The organism is Kitasatospora purpeofusca (genome assembly GCF_042691725.1).
Taxonomy (GTDB): domain Bacteria; phylum Actinomycetota; class Actinomycetes; order Streptomycetales; family Streptomycetaceae; genus Kitasatospora; species Kitasatospora purpeofusca_B.
The window spans coordinates 2,678,645-2,697,943 of sequence record NZ_CP170483.1 but is presented as its reverse complement, the minus strand read 5'-3'; the positions used below and the strand labels follow the sequence as shown (position 1 = coordinate 2,697,943).

The window sequence follows — 19,299 nt, the reverse complement described above, 5'->3', positions numbered from 1 at the left end:
GGGTGCGGGCGCCCCCGCGGGCTACGCGGAGTTGCGCAGCGGGGTCGGCACGGCGGTGTGCAGGGCGGAGACGAAGGCGGAGATCGCCGGGTGGGCGCCGGCGCCCGCGCGGAAGGCGGTGCGGGTGCGGCGGTACATCGGCAGCCGGGTGAGGACGACGCCCGGCGGGGGCCGGTCGGTGCCGAGGTGGGGGACCAGCGCCACCCCTTGACCGGCCGCGACCAGGGCGAGGACGGTCGCGAAGTCGTCGATCTGGTGGCGGATCCGGGGCGCGAAGCCGGCGGCCTCGCAGGCCCGGACGGCCATGGTGTGGCACAGGGTGCCCGGCGGGGCGAGGATCCACGGCGCGGCGCGCTGGTCGGCGACGCTCGCGGGGGCGCGGGCCGCCAGGTACATCGGCTCGGTGAAGATCGGCCGGGTCATCGCCAGGCCGGGCTCGGGGTCGGCGGGCACCAGGTCGTACTCGTGCACCAGGGCCACGTCCAGCTCGCCCGCGCGCAGCGCCGCCGCGACCTCGGCCGGGTCCACCTCGGTGACCATCGGCTCCAGGCCCGGGTGCCAGCCGGCCAGTTCGGCGAGGACGGCGGGGATGATCGCCCGGGCCGCCGACGGGTAGGTGCCGATCCGCAGCGGGCCGGCCAGCCCCTCGCGGGCGTGGGCGAGTTCGGCGTCCGCCTGCTCCAGCCGCTCCAGCACGGCCTCGGCGTGCCGGACCAGGTTGCGCCCGGCCGGGGTGAGGGTGACGCGGCGGCCGGTGCGTTCCAGCAGCGGGACGCCGGCCTCCTTCTCCAGGACGGACAGCTGCTGGGAGACCGCCGAAGGGCTGAAGCTGAGCGCCTCGGCGACGGCGGCGATGGTGCCGAGGTGGGCGAGTTCGCGCAGCAGGCGCAGGCGTCGGACATCGAGCATCGGCTCAGCTTACGAGAAGCTTCGGAAACATGAACTGGACCTGCGGGATCGGCGGGCCCCAGGATCGTGGGCATGGAACTCAAGGGCATTTTCGTCCCGCTGGTCACCCCGTTCGCGGCCGACGGCTCGGTGGCGCTGGACGCGCTGGAGAAGCTGGCCGGCTCGGTGCTGGACGACGGCGCGGCCGGGCTGGTGGCGCTCGGCACCACCGGCGAGCCGGCCGCGCTGAGCGCGGACGAGCGGCGCGCGGTCACCGAGGTCTGCGCGGCGCTCTGTGCCGAGCGCGGGGTTCCGCTGCTGGTCGGCGCGGGCGGTCCGGGCACCGCCGCGGCCGCCGAGGAGCTGGCCGCCCTGGCCGGGCGGGTGCCGGGGGTGGCGGGCGCGCTGGTCACCGTGCCGTCCTTCGTCCGGCCGGGCGAGGCCGGGACGCTCGCGCACTTCCGGGCCCTGGCCGAGGCCAGCTCGGTGCCGCTGGTCGTCTACCACATCCCGTACCGGACCGGGCAGGCGCTGTCGGGGGCCGCGCTGCTGGAGCTGGCGGCGCTGCCGAACGTGGTGGGCGTCAAGTACGCCACCGGCGGGGTGGACCAGGCGGCGGTGGAACTGCTGGCCGCCGCGCCGGCCGGGTTCTCGGTGCTGGGCGGGGACGACGCCGTGCTGGCGCCGCTGCTGGCGCTGGGCGCGGACGGCGGCATCCTGGCCTCCGCGCACCTGGCCACCGCGCGCTTCGTCGAGCTGGCCGAGGCGTGGCGGGCGGGGGACGTGGCGCGCGCCCGGGCGCTGGGCCACCGGCTGACCGGCCTGGCGGTGGCGGCCTTCGCGGCGCCGAACCCGGCGGTGGTCAAGGGCGTGCTGCACGCGCAGGGGCGGATCCCGACGCCGGACGTCCGGCTGCCGCTGCTGCCGGCCGGTGCGGCGGAGGTCGCGCGGGCGCTGGAACTCCTCAGTGGTCTGGACCACTGAGGACCACAGGATGGAATACCGGGCCGCTCGGCGCCGGTGACAAGGCATGATGGGCAGGGCGAGTCCGGCCGTGCGCGTCGCCCGCCCGGCGGAACCGGTCGGAGCCGCCCGAGGTGCGGCTGTGAGCAGCAAGATCAAGAGGAGTAGTCGGATGAAGATCGGCATTGTCGGGGCCACCGGCCAGGTCGGCGGCGTGGTCCGCGAGATCCTGGCCCAGCGCGACGTCCCGGTGGAGCAGCTGCGGCTGTTCGCCTCGGCCCGCTCGGCCGGGCGCACCCTTCCCTGGAAGGGCACCGAGGTCACCGTCGAGGACGCGGCCACGGCCGACTACACCGGCCTGGACATCGTGATCTTCTCGGCCGGCGGCGCCACCTCCAAGGCGCTCGCCCCCAAGGCCGCCGCCGACGGCGCCGTCGTCATCGACAACTCCTCCGCCTGGCGCCGCGACCCCGAGGTCCCGCTGGTCGTCTCCGAGGTCAACCCCGAGGCGATCGCCGACCGCCCCAAGGGCATCATCGCCAACCCGAACTGCACCACGATGGCCGCCATGCCCGTGCTGCGCCCGCTGCACGAGGAGGCCGGCCTCGCCGCCCTCGTCGTCTCCACCTACCAGGCCGTCTCCGGCAGCGGCGTGGCCGGCGTGGCCGAGCTCCAGGACCAGGCGGCCAAGGTCGTCGACGGCGCCGCCGCGCTCGCCCACGACGGCTCGGCGGTCGACTTCCCCGAGCCCAAGATCTACCGGCGCCCGATCGCGTTCAACGTCGTCCCGCTGGCCGGCTCGATCGTCGAGGACGGCTCCAACGAGACCGACGAGGAGCAGAAGCTCCGCCACGAGAGCCGCAAGATCCTCGGGATCCCCGAGCTGAAGGTGGCCGGCACCTGCGTGCGCGTCCCGGTCTTCTCCGGCCACTCGCTGCAGATCAACGCCCGCTTCGAGCGCCCGATCAGCCCCGAGCGCGCGGTCGAGCTGCTCACCGGCGCCCCCGGCGTCGAGCTGAGCGACATCCCCACCCCGCTCCAGGCCGCCGGCCAGGACCCGAGCTACGTCGGCCGCATCCGGGTCGACGAGACGGTGGAGAACGGCCTGTCGCTGTTCGTCTCCAACGACAACCTGCGCAAGGGCGCCGCGCTCAACGCCGTCCAGTTGGCCGAGCTGGTCGCCGCCGAGCTCAAGGGCTGAGCGGCCGCGCACGGCACGAGGGCCCCCGTCCGGGATCGAGGAATCGGACGGGGGCCCTCGGCGTCGCTGCCGGGAAAGCGGTGGACGGCCGGGGTTCGGCGGGTGCATCCGGGGGAAAAAGGTGACCCAATGATCGGGCGGTTGCGGGCACCCCCTCACCCCACTCCGCCCGGGCCGGGCGCACCGCGCCCACCCCGGCACCGTCGGCCCCGGCGGAGCCCCACCCCGAGGGCGAGCGGAAAGAGGTGCGCAATGGACCGCTGTGTCGTCCTGGTGGACGCCGGATACCTGCTGGGCGCCGCCGCCAGCCTGCTCGCCGGTGACCCCTCCCGCTCCAAGGTCACCGTCGACCACACCGCGCTGATCGCCGCCCTGCGCGAGCGGGCCGAGGCCGAGACCGGCCTGCCGCTGCTGCGGATCTACTGGTTCGACGCCGCGCCCGAACGCCGCCCGATGCCCGAGCACCGGCGGCTGCGCGTGCTGCCCCGGGTCACCGTGCGGCTCGGCGCGCTCACCCGGGCGGAGGGCCGCTGGGTGCAGAAGGGCGTCGACGCCGCGATGCACGCCGAGCTCTCCGAACTCGCCCGCAACCGGGCCTGCGCCGACGTCGTGCTGATCACCGGCGACGGCGACCTGCTGCCCGGCATGATGTCCGCCAAGGAGCACGGCGTCGTCGTCCACCTCTGGGCGCTGCAGGCCGCCGACGGCGACTTCAACCAGTCCGAGGACCTGGTCGGCGAGGCCGACGAGCGGCGGGTGCTGGACCGCGAGTGGATCGAGGGGTCGTTCAGCCTGCGCGACACCTCCAGCGTCTTCCCCGGTCCCGGGGCCCGGCACGACATCGCCAAGATCCTCGCCGCGCCGCCCGCCGCGCCCCCCGCCACCCTGCCGGGCCCGCTGCCCGCCGCCCAGATGCCGGGGCACCCCGCCGCCGACGAACCCGCGGCCGTCGCCGTCGCCGCGGTGGCCGTCCCCGCCGTCAACGGGGGCCCCCAGCCGGCCGCCGCCGGGCTCAAGGTCGTCCCCACGCCCAAGGACCTCGCCGGGCGCAGCGCCGACCGGCAGGCCGCCGTCGCCCAGCAGGCCGGCCAGCAGCAGAGCGGCCCGGTGCTGCGTTGGTCCTCCGACCGGGGCTGGATCGACCGGTCGGTCGCCGAGCCCGCCGTCACCGCCGGCGACGGCCTGCCCACCCTCGCCCAGCTCACCACCGCCGAACAGCGCTGGGCCGACCGCGAGGAGGACATCACCTCGATCGGCGGCGACGCCCACGAGGTCGGCCAGGTCTTCGCCCGCCGCTGGACCGACCGGCTCGGCGACGCCGAACGGCTGACCGTCCTGTGGCCCGGCTACCCGCGCATCCCGCACCGGGTCGACGGCGAGCTGCTGCGCTACGCGGCGCGCTTCGGGCTGCTCGCGCACAAGGACGACCAGATCGACGAGCACGACCGGTACGCGATCCGGGCGGGCTTCTGGAAGGAACTGGCGGCCCGGGTGCCCGGCGGGGACCTGGTCGTCGTCGACGACTGACCTGATCGGGGCCTGATCGGGGCCTGGCCGCTCCCGGACCGGGGCCGGACCGGGGCCGGACCGGGGCCGGACCGGGAGCGGCCCCGGGAGGCCGGGCGGGGCCCCGTTGTCCGGTTCGCCCGGCGCACCGCGTAGAGTCCTCGGTCGTGAGTGAGACGGCCGGGCGGGCACCCCAGGAGACCTCGCCGTGCTGTGCCGTACGCGACCTGGTCCGGACGTACCGCGCCGGGCGCGGCGCCTCCGCCACCGCGATCCGGGCCAACGACGGCATCACCCTGACCGTCCGGCAGGGTGAGATCTTCGGCCTGCTCGGGCCCAACGGCGCGGGCAAGTCCACCCTGGTCCGCCAGCTCACCGGACTGCTGCGGCCCGACTCCGGCAGCATCGAGATCCTCGGCCACGACGTGGTGCGGCACCCCGAACGGGCCGCCCGGCTGCTCGGCTACCTCGGCCAGGAGTCCACCGCGCTCGACGAGCTGACCGTCGCCCTCGCCGCCGAGACCACCGGTCGGCTGCGCGGCCTGAGCCGGGCCGCGGCCCGCGCCGCCGCCGACGAGGTGATCACCGAACTCGCCCTGGAGCCGCTCGCCCACCGGCCGCTCGCCAAGCTCTCCGGCGGCCAGCGCCGGCTCGCCTGCTTCGCCGCCACCCTGGTCGGCGACCGGCCGCTGCTCGTCCTCGACGAGCCCACCACCGGCATGGACCCGCTCGCCCGGCGCTCCGTGTGGTCGGCGGTCGAGCGCCGCCGGGCCGAGCGCTCCACCACCGTGCTGCTGGTCACCCACAACGTGATCGAGGCGGAGACCGTGCTGGACCGGGTCGCCGTGGTCGACGACGGCCGGGTGATCGCCTGTGACACCCCCGGCGGCCTCAAGACGCTGGTCGACGGCGACGTCCGGCTCGACCTGGTCTGGCGGGACGAGGCGCCGCTGGCCGTCCCCGCGGTGGCGGCGCTCGCCGAACGGGCCGAGCGCACCGGCCGCCGCTGGACCGTGCGCACCACCCCCGAGCAGGCCCGCGAACTGGTCGCCGCCGTCACCACCGGCCCGGCCTTCGCCGCCCTGGACGACTTCACCCTGGCCACCCCGAGCCTTGAGGACGCCTACCTCAAGCTGGGCGGCCGCCATGGAGGACTGGCCAAGTGACGCTGCTCTCGGCACCGCCGCGGACCACCCCGGGCACGGCCGGCGGGCCCGCCCCGCTGGCCCCCGCCGCCCGGCTGCTGCCGGCCCTGGCCGCCGTCTACCGGGCGCAGCTCGCCCGGGCCCGGGTGGCACGGATCCCGCTGCTGTTCGTGGCCACCTTCCAGTCGCTGGGCATCCTGGTGATGATGCGGGGCGTCGTCGACGCCGGGCAGACCTCGGCCGCCCGGTACGTGGTGTCCGGCTCCAGCGTGCTGGTGGTCGCCTTCGTGGCGCTCAACCTGCTCGCCCAGTACTTCGGGCGGCTGCGGGCCAGCGGCGGGTTGGACCACTACGCGACGCTGCCGGTGCCGGCCGCCTCGGTGGTGCTCGGCGCGGCCGCCGCGTTCGCCTCGTTCACCCTGCCCGGGACGCTGGTCACGGCCGGGGTCGGCGCGGTGATGTTCGGGCTGCCGCTGGGGCAGCTGTGGGTGCTGCTCGCGGTGGTGCCGCTGGCCGGGGCGGCGCTCGCCGGGCTCGGGGCGGCCTGCGGGCTGCTCGCGCCCAAGCAGGAGATCGCCACCATGCTCGGGCAGCTGGGCATGTCGGCGGCGCTGCTGCTCGGCGTCCTGCCGGTGGACCACCTGCCGCAGCCGGTGCTGTGGCTGCGCGACCTGCTGCCGTCCACCTACGCGGTGGAGGCGTTCGCCCGGACGTTCCGGCCGTCGCCGGACTGGGCGGCGGTGGTCGGGGACCTCGCGGTGTGCGCGGGGGTGGGCGTGGTGTCGCTGGCGGTGGCCACCTGGGCGTACCGGCGGGCGACCCGGCGGTAGCCGTCGGGGCCCGGCGGGCCCGGCGGGACCGGTCGTCCGGTCGGTGGGTGGCCGGGCCGCGGGGGCGGCGCCCGTGAAACGATGGGGGGCGTGACCGCACCGAACACACCTCCGGATCCCGCGCGCGCCGACGGCACCGATGCCGTGGCGGACGCCGTACCCGCGGACGCCGTGCCCGCTCCGTACGCCGCGCCCGATCCGTATGCCGCGCGTGATCCGTACGCACTGCCGCCGGGGCTGGACCTGATGGCCGGCTCGGCGCGGCCGGCGGAGCCGCCGGTCCAGCGGCTGCTGCCCGAGCTGAGGATCGGGGCCGCCACGCTGCTGGCCTGCCTGGTGCTGGGGGTCGTGATGGGCCTGCTGTGGGCCTGGCTGGCACCCAAGGTGCCGCTGGTCGTGGACGGCAACAAGATCCTCTACGCGGACCCGGAGGGGGAGCAGCGGGCCGGCGCCGACAGCGTGTTCGTGCTGATCGGGCTGGGGATGGGGATCCTGACGGCGCTGGGGGCGTTCCTGGTCACCCGCAAGCGGGGCGGCGGGATCGCGGTGGCGGTCGGACTGGCGGTCGGCGGGCTGCTGGCCTCGGTCGGGGCGTGGGGGCTCGGGCGGTGGCTCGGCCCGGGCCGCGACCTGGTCGCCGAGGCGCGGCGGGTCGGCAACGGCGGGCACTTCCAGGCGGACATCGACCTCGGGGCGTACGGGGCGGTGCTGGCATGGCCGATGGCGGCGATGGTGCTGCTGCTGGCGCTGTCGGCGGCGTTCGGGAAGCGCGAGGAGGACCCGCCGCCGTACTGGGTGCCGGGGCCGCCGGCGGTGGACGCGGGGGCTGCGCCGGAGGACCGACGCGAGGGCTGAGGAGGTGGGGCCGGCGTTCCCGAGGGGCGCCGGCCCCCGTGCGTCCGCGCCGGTCCCGGGTGGGCCCGGTCCCGCGCGGGTCAGCGCGGGTCAGTGCGGGTCAGTGCAGGTCAGCGGGCGATGGGGGCGGTGCGGGCGCCGGTGAGGGCGACGAGGTCGGCGGGGGAGAGCTCGACTTCGAGGCCGCGGCGGCCGGCGGAGACGAAGACGGTGGGATGGGTGAGGGCGCCGGCGTCGACGACCGTGCGCAGCGGGCGGCGCTGGCCGAGCGGCGAGATGCCGCCGAGGACGTAGCCGCTGCTGCGTTCGGCGGCGGCCGGGTCGGCCATCGCGGCGCGCTTTCCGCCGACCGCCGAGGCCAGCGCCTTGAGGTCGAGCTGGCCGGCCACCGGGACGACACCGACGGTGAGCACGCCGTCGACGTCGGCGACCAGGGTCTTGAAGACCCGCTCGGCCGGCACGCCGAGCGCCTCGGCGGCCTCGCCGCCGTAGGAGGCGGCGGCCGGGTCGTGCTCGTAGGAGTGGACGGTGAACGGCACGCCGGCGGTCTCCAGGGCGACCGTCGCGGGCGTGCCCTGGCCGCCCTTCTTCGGCTTCTTGGCCACGGGGGGCTCCGCAATCGGTGGGGTCGGTCAGTTGGGGCTGAAGGACTGGCGGGTGAGGTTGACGGCGGGCAGCGAGGGCAGCCAGCCGAGCACCGCCGTCTCGCGGCGCAGCAGGTCCAGCTCGGCGCGCAGCCGCTGGGCGTTGTCGGGGCAGGCGAGCAGCTGCTGCTTGAGCGGGACCTCCAGGACGGCGGCCGCGGCGACCAGGTAGGACAGCACCTGCGGGTCCTCGGGCAGTTCCGGGCGGCCGACGGTGCTGGCCTCGCGGGCGCCGGCGAGCCGGCGCTGGTAGGTGCGGAAGACCCGCTCGACCTCGGCGGCCAGCGCGCCGGAACCCTCGCCGGTGCGCTCCTCGATGGCTTCGAGCTCGCCGACCAGGTACGGGCCGCCGACGTCGACGGACCGGAGCCAGAACCGGGTGGTGCCGGTGATCAACAGCTCGTAGTGGCCGTCCGGCTGCGGCTGGACGGAGGTGACGTCGGCGACGCAGCCGATGTGGTGGAGCGCCTCCAGCGGGTCGCCGGTGGCGGTGCCGAGACCGTCCAGCGGGCCGGCCGGGCCGTCCTCGGGGCGGACCGGGGCGACCTCGCGGCCGTCCTTGATGGCGAGCACGCCGAAGCGGCGCGGCTGGTCCTCGGGACCCTCCAGCAGGTCGGCGACGAGACGGCGGTAGCGCTCCTCGAAGACGTTGAGGGGCATCACCAGGCCCGGGTAGAGCACCGTGTTCAGGGGGAAGAGCGGAAGCCGTTCTGTCACGGCGGACAGCGTAGTTCCCCGGACCCGCCGGGCCTTCACGGCCCAGGCCCTCAGCCGCGCTGGAGCATCCGGCTGGCGCCGGCGGCGACCGTGGTGGCGAGCACCCAGCCGACGACGACCAGGCCGGAGGAGACCCACTGGGCGGTACCGCCGGGGTTCCAGCCGCCCTGGCCGAGGTCGACGACCGGCAGCAGCTGGCCGAGCGCGTACAGCACCGGGTTCCAGTGCGGGCGCTCGTCGGCCTTGAGCGGCTGGAGCGCGTGGGTGGCGAAGTAGAGGCTGCCGAGCGCCCAGGCGAGCAGCAGCCAGAGCGCCGCCCGGCCGGGCCGGAAGCCGTAGCCGACGGTGACGTCCTGGACCCGGCCCCAGATCCGGGCCGGCGGCGGGAGGGTCCGCCGCCGGCGGCGCTGCTTGGCGTAGAGCACCGCGCGGGCGTCGTCGTCGGCGCCGTCGCGGCGCAGCGCGGCGGCCAGCTGCTCGTAGGACTCGGGCTGGAAGTCCACCGAGGAGCGTTCCAGCCAGCCGATCCGCTCGTGGACGGGGAACGGCACGGCCGGGCGCAGGCACTCGTAGGTGAACCCGGTGAGGCCGACCGCGCCCTGCCGGGGCCAGGCGCCGGGGGCGTCGACGAGGTTGCCGACCCGGGCCCGGGACAGCGAGACGGCGCCGCCGCCCGGGAAGCGGCAGGTGAAGCGCAGCTCCGGGGTCTGGATCCGGCGCAGGGTCACCTCGTCGCCGTCGGTCAGGTGGAACTCGGCGTCGGAGAGCAGACAGGCGTTCTCGAAGCGGCCGTCGGAGAGCCGGACCTGGCCGAAGGCGCGGAACGGCGTGCTCGGTGCGTCCGGCGGCGGGGCCTCGCCGTACCCGGAGCCGTAGTAGGTCTGGGACCCGTACCAGCCGCCGTCGGCCGAGCCGCTCAGGTAGAGGGTGTGGCCGACGGTCAGCCGGACGGCGTTGAGGGCGTTGCGATTGCCCGGCGCGGCGCGCAGCTGGGCGCCGCGCAGCGAGAGCCGCCCGCCGATCCGGGCGGTGCGCAGGCTGACCTCGCCCTCGGTCGCCAGCCGGTCGGCCTCGCAGTCCTGGCTGACCGCGATGCCGTCGGCGGACAGCGCCCGGCCGAACCGGTCGCCGCCCAGGACAGCCTGGTTGATCAGCAGGTCGGTGCCGATCCGGGCGTCGGTCAGCCGCACGCCCTGGCGGATCCGGCAGCGGGCCAGGTGGAGGTCCCCGGAGGTGGCCAGCCGGGAGGCCTCCAGGCGGGGGATGAGGCAGTTGATGAAGCGCAGCGTGCCGGCCTCGGCCTCGGAGATCAGGATCTTCTGGTCGAAGCGGCAGTCGTGCAGCTCGACGTAGTGGCCGATGGTGCCGCCGGCCAGGTCGAGCGGCCCGGTGACCAGGGCGCCGGTCAGCTTGAGCGAGGCGACCCGGCCGGGGACGGGGGCGGGCCCGTCCAGCAGCAGCCGGGCGACCACCCGGGCGCGGACGGTCCGCCCGGGGCCCCAGACGGCCTCGCCGAAGGGGTCGTCCTCGGCCGCCTCGCCGCTGCGCAGGTCGTGGGTCCGGCCGAGCCGGAACGCGTGCCAGAGCGCCTGCTCGGCCGCCGTCCAGTCGTCCGGTGCCCGATCCGTCATGGTTCCCCCCGATTCCCCCCGGCCTCCCCCGGCCGTCTCGCCCTTCGTATCACGGACTGAAATGCGGGACCGTCGGTTCCGGCCACTCCTTACACTGGGTGGCGTGATCTCTCGAATCGATCTGCGCGGCTCGCTCGACGACCCTCGCGACCTGCTGCCCCGTGCCGACTTCGATGTCGCGGCCGCCCTGGAGACGGTGCGCCCGATCGCCGAGGACGTGCATCATCGCGGGGTCGCGGCGCTGATCGACATCACCGAGCGCTTCGACGGCGTGCGGCTGGAGTCCACCCGGGTCCCGGCCGAGCAGCTCGCCGAGGCGCTCGCGGAGCTGGACCCGAAGGTGCGCGCCGCGCTGGAGGAGTCGATCCGCCGCGCCCGCATCGTGCACGGCGACCAGCGCCGCGAGGGGCACACCACCCAGGTGGTGCCCGGCGGCACGGTGACCCAGCGCTGGGTGCCGGTGGACCGCGTCGGGCTGTACGTGCCGGGCGGGCTGGCCGTCTACCCGTCCTCCGTTGTGATGAACGTGGTGCCGGCCCAGGAGGCGGGCGTGCGCGGCATCGCGGTGACCTCCCCGCCGCAGAAGGCCTTCGGTGGCCGGGTGCACCCGACCATCCTGGCGGCCTGCGCGCTGCTCGGCGTCACCGAGGTGTACGCGGTCGGCGGCGCCCAGGCGGTCGCCATGTTCGCGCTGGGCACCGAGGAGTGCGCGCCGGTGAACATGGTCACCGGCCCCGGCAACATCTACGTGGCCGCCGCCAAGCGCTACTTCGCCGGGCGGATCGGCATCGACTCCGAGGCCGGCCCGACCGAGATCGCCGTCCTCGCCGACGACAGCGCCGACCCGGTGGACGTCGCCGCCGACCTGATCAGCCAGGCCGAGCACGGCCCGACCTCGGGCTCGGTGCTGGTCACCGACTCGGTGGCGCTCGCCGACGCGGTCGAGGCCGAGCTGAAGGCCCAGGTCGCCCGCACCCGGCACAGCGAGCGGGTGGCCGAGGCGCTGGGCGGCCGGCAGTCCGGCATCATCCTGGTCGACGACCTGGAGCAGGGCCTGGCCGTGGTCAACGCCTACGCCGCCGAGCACCTGGAGATCCAGACCCGGGACCCGCACGCGGTCGCCGCCGAGGTCCGCAACGCGGGCGCGATCTTCCTCGGCCGGTTCACCCCGGTCTCGCTCGGCGACTACGCCGCCGGCTCCAACCACGTGCTGCCCACCGGCGGCTGCGCCTGCCACTCCTCGGGCCTGTCCGTGCAGACCTTCCTGCGCGGCGTGCAGGTCGTCGAGTACGACCGCGAGGCGCTGGCCGGCATCGCCGCGCACGTCGTCAACCTGGCGAACGCCGAGGACCTGCCCGGTCACGGCGACGCGATCAAGGCCCGATTCGACTGGACGGTTCCCGGCACGTGACGACCATCGACGACCTCCCCGTCCGGGACGAGCTGCGCGGGCAGTCGCCCTACGGCGCCCCGCAGCTCGACGTCCCGGTCCAGCTGAACACCAACGAGAACCCGTACCCGCTCCCCGAGGAGCTGGTCGCCCGGATCGCCGAGCGGGTCGCCGACGCCGCCCGGAACCTCAACCGCTACCCCGACCGGGACGCGGTCGAGCTGCGCGAGGGCCTGGCGGCGTACCTCACCCGCACCACCGGCCACGCCGTCGCCCGGGAGAACGTCTGGGCCGCCAACGGCTCCAACGAGGTGCTCCAGCAGCTGCTGCAGACCTTCGGCGGCCCCGGCCGCACCGCGCTCGGCTTCGAGCCCTCGTACTCGATGCACGCGCTGATCTCCCGCGGCACCGGCACCGGCTGGATCTCCGGCCCGCGCAGGGCCGACTTCACCATCGACCTGGACGCGGCCGTCGCGGCCATCGCCGAGCACCGCCCGCACGTGGTGTTCGTCTGCTCGCCGAACAACCCGACCGGCACCGCCGTCGCGGCCGACACCGTGCTGCGGCTCTACGAGGCCGCGCAGGCCGCCCGGCCCAGCCTGGTGGTGGTCGACGAGGCGTACGTCGAGTTCTCGCACCGCGCCTCGCTGCTGGCGCTGATCGAGGGCCGTCCCAACCTGGTGGTCTCGCGCACCATGTCCAAGGCCTTCGGCGCCGCCGGGCTGCGCCTGGGCTACCTGGCCGCCGACCCGGCGGTGGTGGACGCGGTGCAGCTGGTCCGCCTGCCGTACCACCTGTCGGCCGTCACCCAGGCCACCGCGCTGGCCTGCCTGGAGCACACCGACACCCTGCTCGGTTACGTCGGCCGGCTCAAGGACGAGCGCGACCGGCTGGTCGAGGCGCTGCGCGGGCTCGGTCTGGAGGTGACCGACTCGGACGCCAACTTCGTCCAGTTCGGCCGCTTCGCCGACACCCACGCCGTCTGGCAGGCCATCCTCGACCACGGCGTCCTGGTCCGTGACAACGGCGTCCCCGGGTGGCTGCGCGTCACCGCCGGCACCCCCGCCGAGAACGACGCCTTCCTGGACGCCGTCCGAACCGTGATCAAGGAGCTGTGACCCCGAATGACCCGCACCGGACGCGTCGAGCGCACCACCAAGGAGACCTCCGTCCTGGTCGAGATAGACCTGGACGGCACCGGCAAGACCGATATCTCCACGGGCGTCGGCTTCTACGACCACATGCTCGACCAGCTCGGGCGCCACGGCCTCTTCGACCTCACCGTGAAGACCGACGGCGACCTGCACATCGACACCCACCACACCATCGAGGACACCGCCCTCGCGCTCGGCGCCGCCTTCAGGCAGGCGCTCGGCGACAAGGTCGGCATCTACCGGTTCGGCAACTGCACCGTGCCGCTGGACGAGTCGCTCGCCCAGGTGACCGTCGACCTCTCCGGCCGCCCCTACCTGGTGCACACCGAGCCGGAGCACATGGCGCCGATGATCGGCGCCTACGACACCACCATGACCCGGCACATCCTGGAGTCCTTCGTGGCCCAGGCCCAGATCGCCCTGCACGTCCACGTGCCGTACGGGCGCAACGCGCACCACATCGTGGAGTGCCAGTTCAAGGCGCTGGCCCGGGCCCTGCGCTACGCCTCCGAGCGCGACCCGCGCGCGGCCGGCATCCTCCCGTCGACCAAGGGTGCGCTGTGAGCAACTCCGCGATGATCCTCATCTTCGTCGGACTCTTCCTGGCCGGCGGCGTCATCTCGTTCTGGAAGCAGAAGCAGTCCAAGGGCGTCATCCTCGTGCTCGCCCTGGGCGCGCTGATGTGCCTGGGCTCCGGCCTCATGCGCCTGTAACCGTCGAGCGAACGAAAGACTGGACACCTGAACATGGGCAAGAACGTCGTGGTGCTCGACTACGGCTCGGGCAACCTCCGCTCGGCGCAGCGCGCCCTGGAGCGGACCGGGGCGAACGTCACCGTCACCTCCGACTACCGGACCGCGATGGACGCCGACGGCCTGCTCGTCCCGGGCGTCGGCGCCTTCGAGGCCTGCATGCGCGGCCTGAAGTCGGTCCGCGGGGAGTGGATCATCGGGCGCCGGCTGGCCGGCGGCCGTCCGGTCATGGGCATCTGCGTGGGCATGCAGATCCTCTTCGAGAAGGGCGTCGAGCACGGCGTGGAGACCGCCGGCTGCGACGAGTGGCCGGGCACGGTGGAGCCGCTGGAGGCGCCGGTCGTGCCGCACATGGGCTGGAACACCGTGGACGCCCCCGAGGGCAGCCGGATGTTCGCCGGCCTGGACGCGGACACCCGCTTCTACTTCGTCCACTCCTACGGGGTGCGCAGCTGGGGGCTGGAGGCGCACAGCGCGCGGATCAACCCGCCGCTGGTCACCTGGGCCACCCACGGGCAGCCGTTCGTCGCGGCCGTCGAGAACGGTCCGCTGTGGGCCACCCAGTTCCACCCCGAGAAGTCCGGCGACGCCGGCGCCGCCCTGCTGACCAACTGGGTCAGCACCCTCTGACGACGGAAGAGTTGTAGATCATGAGCCGCCTCGAACTGCTGCCCGCCGTCGACGTCCGGGACGGCCAGGCCGTCCGCCTGGTCAAGGGCGCCTCCGGCACCGAGACCTCCTTCGGCGAGCCGCTCGCCGCCGCCCTCGCCTGGCAGAACGCCGGCGCCGAGTGGCTGCACCTGGTCGACCTCGACGCCGCCTTCGGCACCGGCTCCAACCGGGACCTGGTGCGCGAGGTCACCGGCACCCTGGACATCAAGGTCGAGCTGTCCGGCGGCATCCGCGACGACGCGTCGCTGGCCGCCGCCCTGGCCACCGGCTGCACCCGGGTCAACCTCGGCACCGCCGCCCTGGAGAGCCCCGAGTGGGTCGCCAAGGTCATCGCCGAGCACGGCGACAGGATCGCGGTCGGCCTGGACGTGGTCGGCACCACGCTGCGCGGCCGCGGCTGGACCAGCGACGGCGGCCAGCTCTTCGACGTGCTGGCCCGCCTGGACGCCGAGGGCTGCGCCCGCTACGTGGTCACCGACGTCAACCGGGACGGCACCCTGACCGGCCCCAACCTGCAGCTGCTGCGCGACGTGTGCGCCGCCACCGACAAGCCGGTGGTCGCCTCCGGCGGCGTCTCCTCGCTGGACGACCTGCGGGCGATCGCCGGCCTGGTCGGCGAGGGAGTCGAGGGCGCCATCGTGGGCAAGGCACTCTACGAGCAGAAGTTCACCCTCGGAGAGGCGCTGGAGGCGGTTTCGGGATGACGGAACGTCGGATCGTACGCGGCCGGGTCGGCGGGTTCTCGCCCTGGGAGGAGACCCTCGGCGCGTCGCAGGCGGTCGCCGCCGGGGACCACGTCCACGTCGCCGGCGCCCGGCCGCTGGTGGCCGGCGTGCTGCACGGCGACGGCGACCCCTACGAGCAGGCCCGGGCCGCCTTCGGCAACGCGCTGGAGGCCCTGGCCGCGTACGGTCTGACGGCGGACGACGTGGTCCGCACCCGGGTGTACCTCACCCACGCCCGTGACATCGACGCGGCCGGCCGCGCCCACCAGGAGCTCTTCGGCGCCGTGCGCCCGGCGGCCGCCGTCGTGGTGGTGCAGAGCCTGGTCGACTCGCGGATGCTCGTCGAGATCGAACTCGACGCCCACCGCGCCGGACTCGCCACAACCCTGGACGCTCTGGAAGGCAATCAGCCGTGACCCTCGCAGTACGTGTCATCCCCTGCCTGGACGTCGACGCCGGCCGCGTGGTCAAGGGCGTCAACTTCCAGAACCTGCGCGACGCCGGGGACCCGGTCGAGATGGCCAAGCTCTACGACGCCGAGGGCGCCGACGAGCTGACCTTCCTCGACATCACCGCCTCCTCCGGCGACCGCGAGACCACCTACGACGTGGTCCGCCGCACCGCCGAGCAGGTGTTCATCCCGCTCACCGTCGGCGGCGGCATCCGCGCCGTCGAGGACGTCGACAGGCTGCTGCGGGCCGGCGCCGACAAGGTGGGCGTCAACACCGCCGCCATCGTCCGCCCCGAGCTGGTCCGGGAGATCGCCCGGCGGTTCGGCCGCCAGGTGCTGGTGCTCTCGGTGGACGCCCGCCGCTGCCCCGAGGGCACCGAGACCGCCTCCGGCTTCGAGGTCACCACGCACGGCGGCCGCCAGGGCACCGGCCTGGACGCCGTCGAGTGGGCCGGGCGCGCCGCCGAGCTGGGCGCAGGCGAGATCCTGCTCAACTCGATGGACGCCGACGGCACCAAGGACGGCTACGACCTGGAGCTGATCAGGGCCGTCCGCAAGACCGTGTCGGTGCCGGTGATCGCCTCCGGCGGGGCCGGGAAGCTCGCCGACTTCGCCCCGGCGGTGGAGGCGGGCGCGGACGCGGTGCTGGCCGCCAGCGTCTTCCACTTCGGCGACCTGCGGATCGGCGAGGTCAAGGACGCGCTGCGGGAGGCCGGGCACCCGGTCCGCTGACGTCCAGGGGTCCGTCGGCCAGCTCCAGCAGGCCGGGCAGCGAGAGCACGGTGGTGCTGCGCCGGCCCAGCCGGAGCAGGCCGAGCCCGGCCAGCTCGTGCAGGGCGTGGTGGACCCGGCGCTCGCCGGCGCCGGTCAGGGCGGCCAGCTCGGCCTGGGTCAGCCGGGGGCGGACGGTGATGCCGACGCCGCGCGGGCCGGGGGTGCCGTAGCGCCGGGCCAGGTCGGCGAGCCGGCCGGCGAGCCGGTGCGCCACCGGTTCGGAGGCGAGGCCGACCAGGCGGCGGGTGGTGGCCCGGCCGCGGTGCACCAGGCAGCGGCTCAGCGCGATGCCGGCCGGGGCGTGGGCGCCGAGCCAGTGCAGCCACTCGGGCTGCGAGATCCGGCGCACGGTGACCGGTCCGGCCGCGGTCACGGTCGCCGAGCGGGGCTGCCCGTCGAGGGCGGCGGCCTCGCCGACCACGTCCCCGTACGCCCGGACGTCCAGCAGGGCCGTCGCGCCCGCGGCGTCCTCGACGGTGGCCTTGGCGAAGCCGGTCAGCAGCAGCAGGACGAAGTCGCCGAGGTCCCGGTCGAGGATCAGCGTCTCGCCGTGGCCGTGCGCGCGCCGGGTGCCCAGCCGCAGGACGGCCCGCTCGGCGGCGAGCGCGGCGGGCGAGCCGTCACGCCGCAGCTCGGCCAGCAGGGTGCCCTCGGGCCAGCCTCCGTACGCTTCCGCGCGCTGCACGGCCTCACCCCCTGCGCTGGGGAGGCTAGCGCAGGGGGCGGGAGGGCGGAAGCGGTCAGGACTCCTTCGGCGGCTCGCCCTTGATCAGCGCGAACGGGGCACCGGCCGGGTCGGCCAGCCAGGCGATCCGGCCGACGTCCGGGACGCTCTCCGGGCCCATCAGCACGGTGGCTCCGGCGCCGGTGGCCCGGGCGACCACGCCGTCCACGTCCGAGGCGCCGAAGTACGGCGTCCAGCTGGGCGGCTGGGCCTCGCCCATCACCGGGGCGATGCCGCCGAAGGAGGTGCCCCGCAGGTCGCCCTCGGCGGGGGAGAGCACCTTGTACGTCATGCCGGGCGCGGGGAAGTCCTCGGAGCGCCAGCCGAAGACCTTCCGGTAGAAGGCGAAGCCCGCGTCCACCGCGCTGGTGTGCAGCTCGGTCCAGATCAGCGCGCCGTCCTCGGAGACGACGTCCAGGCCGGTCACCGTGCCGGGCTGCCAGACCGCGAACCGGGCGCCCTGCGGGTCGGTCAGCTGGGCCATCCGCCCGGCGTCCATCACGTCGAGGGCCGGGACCCGGACGGCGCCGCCGGCCTGCTCGACGGCCTTGCCGGTGGCCTCGGCGTCGGGCGTGCGGAAGTACGTCGTCCAGGCGGACTGCGCGCCCTCCTCGGTGAGCGGGCCGACGGCCGCGGCCGTCCTCCCGTTCAGCTGGAGGAAGCCGTAGCCGCCCGCCTCGGGGCCGGCGGACCGGAAGGTCCAGCCGAAGACCGTCCCGTAGAAGGCGGCGGCGGCCGCCGGGTCCGGACTGCCGAGGTCGATCCAGCAGGGGGATCCGGCGGGGAAGTCGGTGGTGAGCATGGTGTCGCGTCCCTTCGGGGAGAGGGAGACGGTAACGAGCGGCAGGGGGCCGGACGGCGGCCCGCCCGGCCCTGCCACCTGCGAGTCTGCACCCCGCCACCGGCATCCGCAGCCGGGGAGGCTACGGGACGGGCAGGACGTGGCGCAGCGCCTCGACGGCCTCCTGGGGGCCGTCCACCGTGAGCTCGGCGCGGGCGCCGCGGCCGAAGGCGAAGAGCAGCAGCTCGCCCGGCTCGCCGGTGATCCGCACGGTCGGCAGGCCGGCCGGGCCGACGGTCAGGCTCCGGCCGTCCGGGCGGCTCAGCTCCAGCCGCACCGGGGAGCGGCGGCCCGCCTCCAGCCGGGCGATCAGCGGCAGCCGGCGCCAGAGCGCCTCGGCCCGGCCGGGCGGCGTGGGCTGCGTCCCGGGGTCCTCACCGGCCCGGGCGACGTCCTCGGCGTGCACGTAGTACTCGACGGTGTTGGCCGCCTCGTCCGCGCCGGGCAGCGAGAACAGCGAGAGCACCGGCGGGCCGGAGCGGAACAGCCGGACCAGCTCCTCGTAGGGCCGGTCGGCGTACGACTCCTGCACCCGGTGGGTCCAGCCGGCCAGCGGGCCGATCCGGATGCCCGCGGCGGCGTCCGGCCGCCGCTCGCGGATCACCAGGTGGGCGGCGAGGTCGCGGGTGGACCACCCGGCGCAGAGGGTGGGCGCGTCCGGCCCGGCGGCGGCCAGCAGTTCGGCCAGGCGGTGGCGCTCGGCGAGGGCGTGGTTCGACATGCGCCCAGCCTAGGGTGCGCCTGAGGGGGGTTCAGCGCAGTCGGCCGGTGAGCTTGGTGGAGCCGGGCCGGTTGCTCGCCGTCAGGATGCAGGTGTAGTCGCGCCAGCCCTGCTGGTAGAAGGTGGAGTTGGGGCCCACCGGGTAGCTGTAGTACGGCCCGCCGCCGCCCTGCCGGGCCTCGGCGGCGGCCTGCGTCTCCTTGCAGCCGTCCCGCATCGCGTTGGCCACCTGGTAGTCGCCGGACAGCCCCTCCGGCAGCAGCTGGTCGGCGATCGCCTCGCCGTCGTGCTTCTCCTCGCAGGGCCGGGCCTCCGGCTTGGTGACCGTCTTGCTCAGCTGCGGGTGGTCCAGGCAGGTGCCGACCGGGAAGAAGGTGTACGGCACCGTCCTGGTCGGCGTCGGAGTGGGGGTGGGGGTCGGCGTGGGCGTCGGGGTGGGGGTCGGCGTGGCCGTGCTGGGGGAGGGCGGGGGCGGCTTGGGCGCCGGGTCGTCCTCGGGCCACAGCAGGACCGTCGCCACCACCGCGAGCAGGACCGCCAGCACCGCCGCGACGGCGATCAGCAGGCCCCGGGACGGGCGGGCGTCGGAGGTGGCCCCCGGGCGGGGGAGGTCGTCGTCGCCCGGGGGTTCGGCGGGCCCGGCGGCGCGCTGCTCGGAGGTCATGACCATGAGAATGGCGCAGACCGGGCCCGCCCGGCAGGGGGTTGGCACAAC

At 75.3% G+C, this 19,299-nt stretch carries 22 protein-coding genes; 14 read left to right on the top strand and 8 right to left on the bottom strand.

Features of this window, described 5'->3' with window-relative positions:
- Positions 1 to 21: 21 nt before the first annotated feature.
- Positions 22 to 909, bottom strand: coding sequence for a LysR substrate-binding domain-containing protein (locus ACFCLZ_RS11160; RefSeq protein ID WP_380284721.1), 888 nt, complete (start codon positions 907 to 909; stop codon positions 22 to 24).
- Positions 910 to 981: 72 nt separating this feature from the next.
- On the opposite strand from ACFCLZ_RS11160, the gene ACFCLZ_RS11155 reads away from it, so the two are divergent.
- The 6 genes from ACFCLZ_RS11155 (at position 982) to ACFCLZ_RS11130 (ending at position 7,388) form a co-directional block, all read left to right on the top strand.
- On the top strand, positions 982 to 1,872 hold the full coding sequence (locus ACFCLZ_RS11155; protein ID WP_380284720.1) for a dihydrodipicolinate synthase family protein: 891 nt from the start codon (positions 982 to 984) through the stop codon (positions 1,870 to 1,872).
- A 151-nt stretch (positions 1,873 to 2,023) separates the two neighbouring features.
- Positions 2,024 to 3,052: an aspartate-semialdehyde dehydrogenase gene (locus tag ACFCLZ_RS11150; RefSeq protein WP_380284719.1), complete on the top strand. Its 1,029-nt coding sequence runs from the start codon at positions 2,024 to 2,026 to the stop codon at positions 3,050 to 3,052.
- A 252-nt stretch (positions 3,053 to 3,304) separates the two neighbouring features.
- Positions 3,305 to 4,579, top strand: coding sequence for an NYN domain-containing protein (locus ACFCLZ_RS11145; protein WP_380284718.1), 1,275 nt, complete (start codon positions 3,305 to 3,307; stop codon positions 4,577 to 4,579).
- A gap of 146 nt (positions 4,580 to 4,725) precedes the next feature.
- Positions 4,726 to 5,724: an ABC transporter ATP-binding protein gene (locus tag ACFCLZ_RS11140; protein ID WP_380284717.1), complete on the top strand. Its 999-nt coding sequence runs from the start codon at positions 4,726 to 4,728 to the stop codon at positions 5,722 to 5,724.
- On the top strand, positions 5,721 to 6,533 hold the full coding sequence (locus ACFCLZ_RS11135; RefSeq protein ID WP_380284716.1) for an ABC transporter permease: 813 nt from the start codon (positions 5,721 to 5,723) through the stop codon (positions 6,531 to 6,533). The genes ACFCLZ_RS11140 and ACFCLZ_RS11135 overlap by 4 nt, the downstream gene beginning before the upstream one ends.
- A 90-nt stretch (positions 6,534 to 6,623) precedes the next feature.
- Complete coding sequence (locus ACFCLZ_RS11130; protein WP_380284715.1) at positions 6,624 to 7,388, top strand: hypothetical protein; 765 nt, start codon at positions 6,624 to 6,626, stop codon at positions 7,386 to 7,388.
- A gap of 110 nt (positions 7,389 to 7,498) precedes the next feature.
- Here the strand turns inward: ACFCLZ_RS11130 and ybaK are convergent, their stop codons facing one another.
- The 3 genes from ybaK to ACFCLZ_RS11115 are packed head-to-tail and all read right to left on the bottom strand — an operon-like array spanning position 7,499 to position 10,380.
- Positions 7,499 to 7,993: a Cys-tRNA(Pro) deacylase gene (gene ybaK / locus ACFCLZ_RS11125; protein ID WP_380284714.1), complete on the bottom strand. Its 495-nt coding sequence runs from the start codon at positions 7,991 to 7,993 to the stop codon at positions 7,499 to 7,501.
- A gap of 27 nt (positions 7,994 to 8,020) precedes the next feature.
- Positions 8,021 to 8,749, bottom strand: coding sequence for an LON peptidase substrate-binding domain-containing protein (locus ACFCLZ_RS11120; RefSeq protein WP_380284713.1), 729 nt, complete (start codon positions 8,747 to 8,749; stop codon positions 8,021 to 8,023).
- A 50-nt stretch (positions 8,750 to 8,799) separates the two neighbouring features.
- Positions 8,800 to 10,380, bottom strand: coding sequence for an oxidoreductase (locus ACFCLZ_RS11115; protein WP_380284712.1), 1,581 nt, complete (start codon positions 10,378 to 10,380; stop codon positions 8,800 to 8,802).
- A gap of 103 nt (positions 10,381 to 10,483) precedes the next feature.
- Here ACFCLZ_RS11115 and hisD point away from each other — a divergent pair, with 103 nt between their 5' ends.
- From hisD to hisF, 8 genes are read left to right on the top strand one after another with little or no spacing between them, the layout of a single operon-like run.
- Positions 10,484 to 11,791, top strand: a complete 1,308-nt coding sequence (hisD, locus tag ACFCLZ_RS11110) for a histidinol dehydrogenase (RefSeq protein ID WP_380284711.1) — start codon at positions 10,484 to 10,486, stop codon at positions 11,789 to 11,791.
- Entirely contained in the window at positions 11,788 to 12,888 is a 1,101-nt protein-coding gene (locus ACFCLZ_RS11105; protein ID WP_380284710.1) for a histidinol-phosphate transaminase, read from the top strand. Before hisD ends, ACFCLZ_RS11105 begins: the two co-directional genes overlap by 4 nt.
- A 6-nt stretch (positions 12,889 to 12,894) precedes the next feature.
- Entirely contained in the window at positions 12,895 to 13,488 is a 594-nt protein-coding gene (gene hisB / locus ACFCLZ_RS11100; RefSeq protein WP_380284709.1) for an imidazoleglycerol-phosphate dehydratase HisB, read from the top strand.
- Positions 13,485 to 13,637 carry a hypothetical protein gene (locus tag ACFCLZ_RS11095; RefSeq protein ID WP_380284708.1) on the top strand — a complete coding sequence of 51 codons (153 nt, stop codon included), beginning with the start codon at positions 13,485 to 13,487 and terminating at the stop codon, positions 13,635 to 13,637. Before hisB ends, ACFCLZ_RS11095 begins: the two co-directional genes overlap by 4 nt.
- 33 nt (positions 13,638 to 13,670) lie before the next feature.
- Complete coding sequence (gene hisH, locus ACFCLZ_RS11090; protein WP_380284707.1) at positions 13,671 to 14,306, top strand: imidazole glycerol phosphate synthase subunit HisH; 636 nt, start codon at positions 13,671 to 13,673, stop codon at positions 14,304 to 14,306.
- A 20-nt stretch (positions 14,307 to 14,326) separates the two neighbouring features.
- On the top strand, positions 14,327 to 15,052 hold the full coding sequence (gene priA / locus ACFCLZ_RS11085; RefSeq protein WP_376083996.1) for a bifunctional 1-(5-phosphoribosyl)-5-((5-phosphoribosylamino)methylideneamino)imidazole-4-carboxamide isomerase/phosphoribosylanthranilate isomerase PriA: 726 nt from the start codon (positions 14,327 to 14,329) through the stop codon (positions 15,050 to 15,052).
- Positions 15,049 to 15,489 carry a Rid family hydrolase gene (locus tag ACFCLZ_RS11080; protein ID WP_380284706.1) on the top strand — a complete coding sequence of 147 codons (441 nt, stop codon included), beginning with the start codon at positions 15,049 to 15,051 and terminating at the stop codon, positions 15,487 to 15,489. Before priA ends, ACFCLZ_RS11080 begins: the two co-directional genes overlap by 4 nt.
- On the top strand, positions 15,486 to 16,256 hold the full coding sequence (hisF, locus tag ACFCLZ_RS11075; RefSeq protein ID WP_380284705.1) for an imidazole glycerol phosphate synthase subunit HisF: 771 nt from the start codon (positions 15,486 to 15,488) through the stop codon (positions 16,254 to 16,256). The genes ACFCLZ_RS11080 and hisF overlap by 4 nt, the downstream gene beginning before the upstream one ends.
- Here the strand turns inward: hisF and ACFCLZ_RS11070 are convergent.
- The 4 genes from ACFCLZ_RS11070 to ACFCLZ_RS11055 all read right to left on the bottom strand — a co-directional run bounded on the left by ACFCLZ_RS11070 (position 16,216) and on the right by ACFCLZ_RS11055 (position 19,248).
- A complete protein-coding gene (locus tag ACFCLZ_RS11070) occupies positions 16,216 to 16,983 on the bottom strand; it encodes a Crp/Fnr family transcriptional regulator (protein WP_380284704.1) in 768 nt (255 codons plus the stop codon). The genes hisF and ACFCLZ_RS11070 overlap by 41 nt on opposite strands.
- 55 nt (positions 16,984 to 17,038) lie before the next feature.
- Complete coding sequence (locus tag ACFCLZ_RS11065; protein WP_380284703.1) at positions 17,039 to 17,824, bottom strand: VOC family protein; 786 nt, start codon at positions 17,822 to 17,824, stop codon at positions 17,039 to 17,041.
- A 121-nt stretch (positions 17,825 to 17,945) separates the two neighbouring features.
- Positions 17,946 to 18,584, bottom strand: a complete 639-nt coding sequence (locus ACFCLZ_RS11060) for a TIGR03085 family metal-binding protein (RefSeq protein WP_380284702.1) — start codon at positions 18,582 to 18,584, stop codon at positions 17,946 to 17,948.
- A gap of 31 nt (positions 18,585 to 18,615) precedes the next feature.
- On the bottom strand, positions 18,616 to 19,248 hold the full coding sequence (locus ACFCLZ_RS11055) for a hypothetical protein (protein ID WP_380284701.1): 633 nt from the start codon (positions 19,246 to 19,248) through the stop codon (positions 18,616 to 18,618).
- Between the last annotated feature and the right edge of the window lie 51 nt (positions 19,249 to 19,299).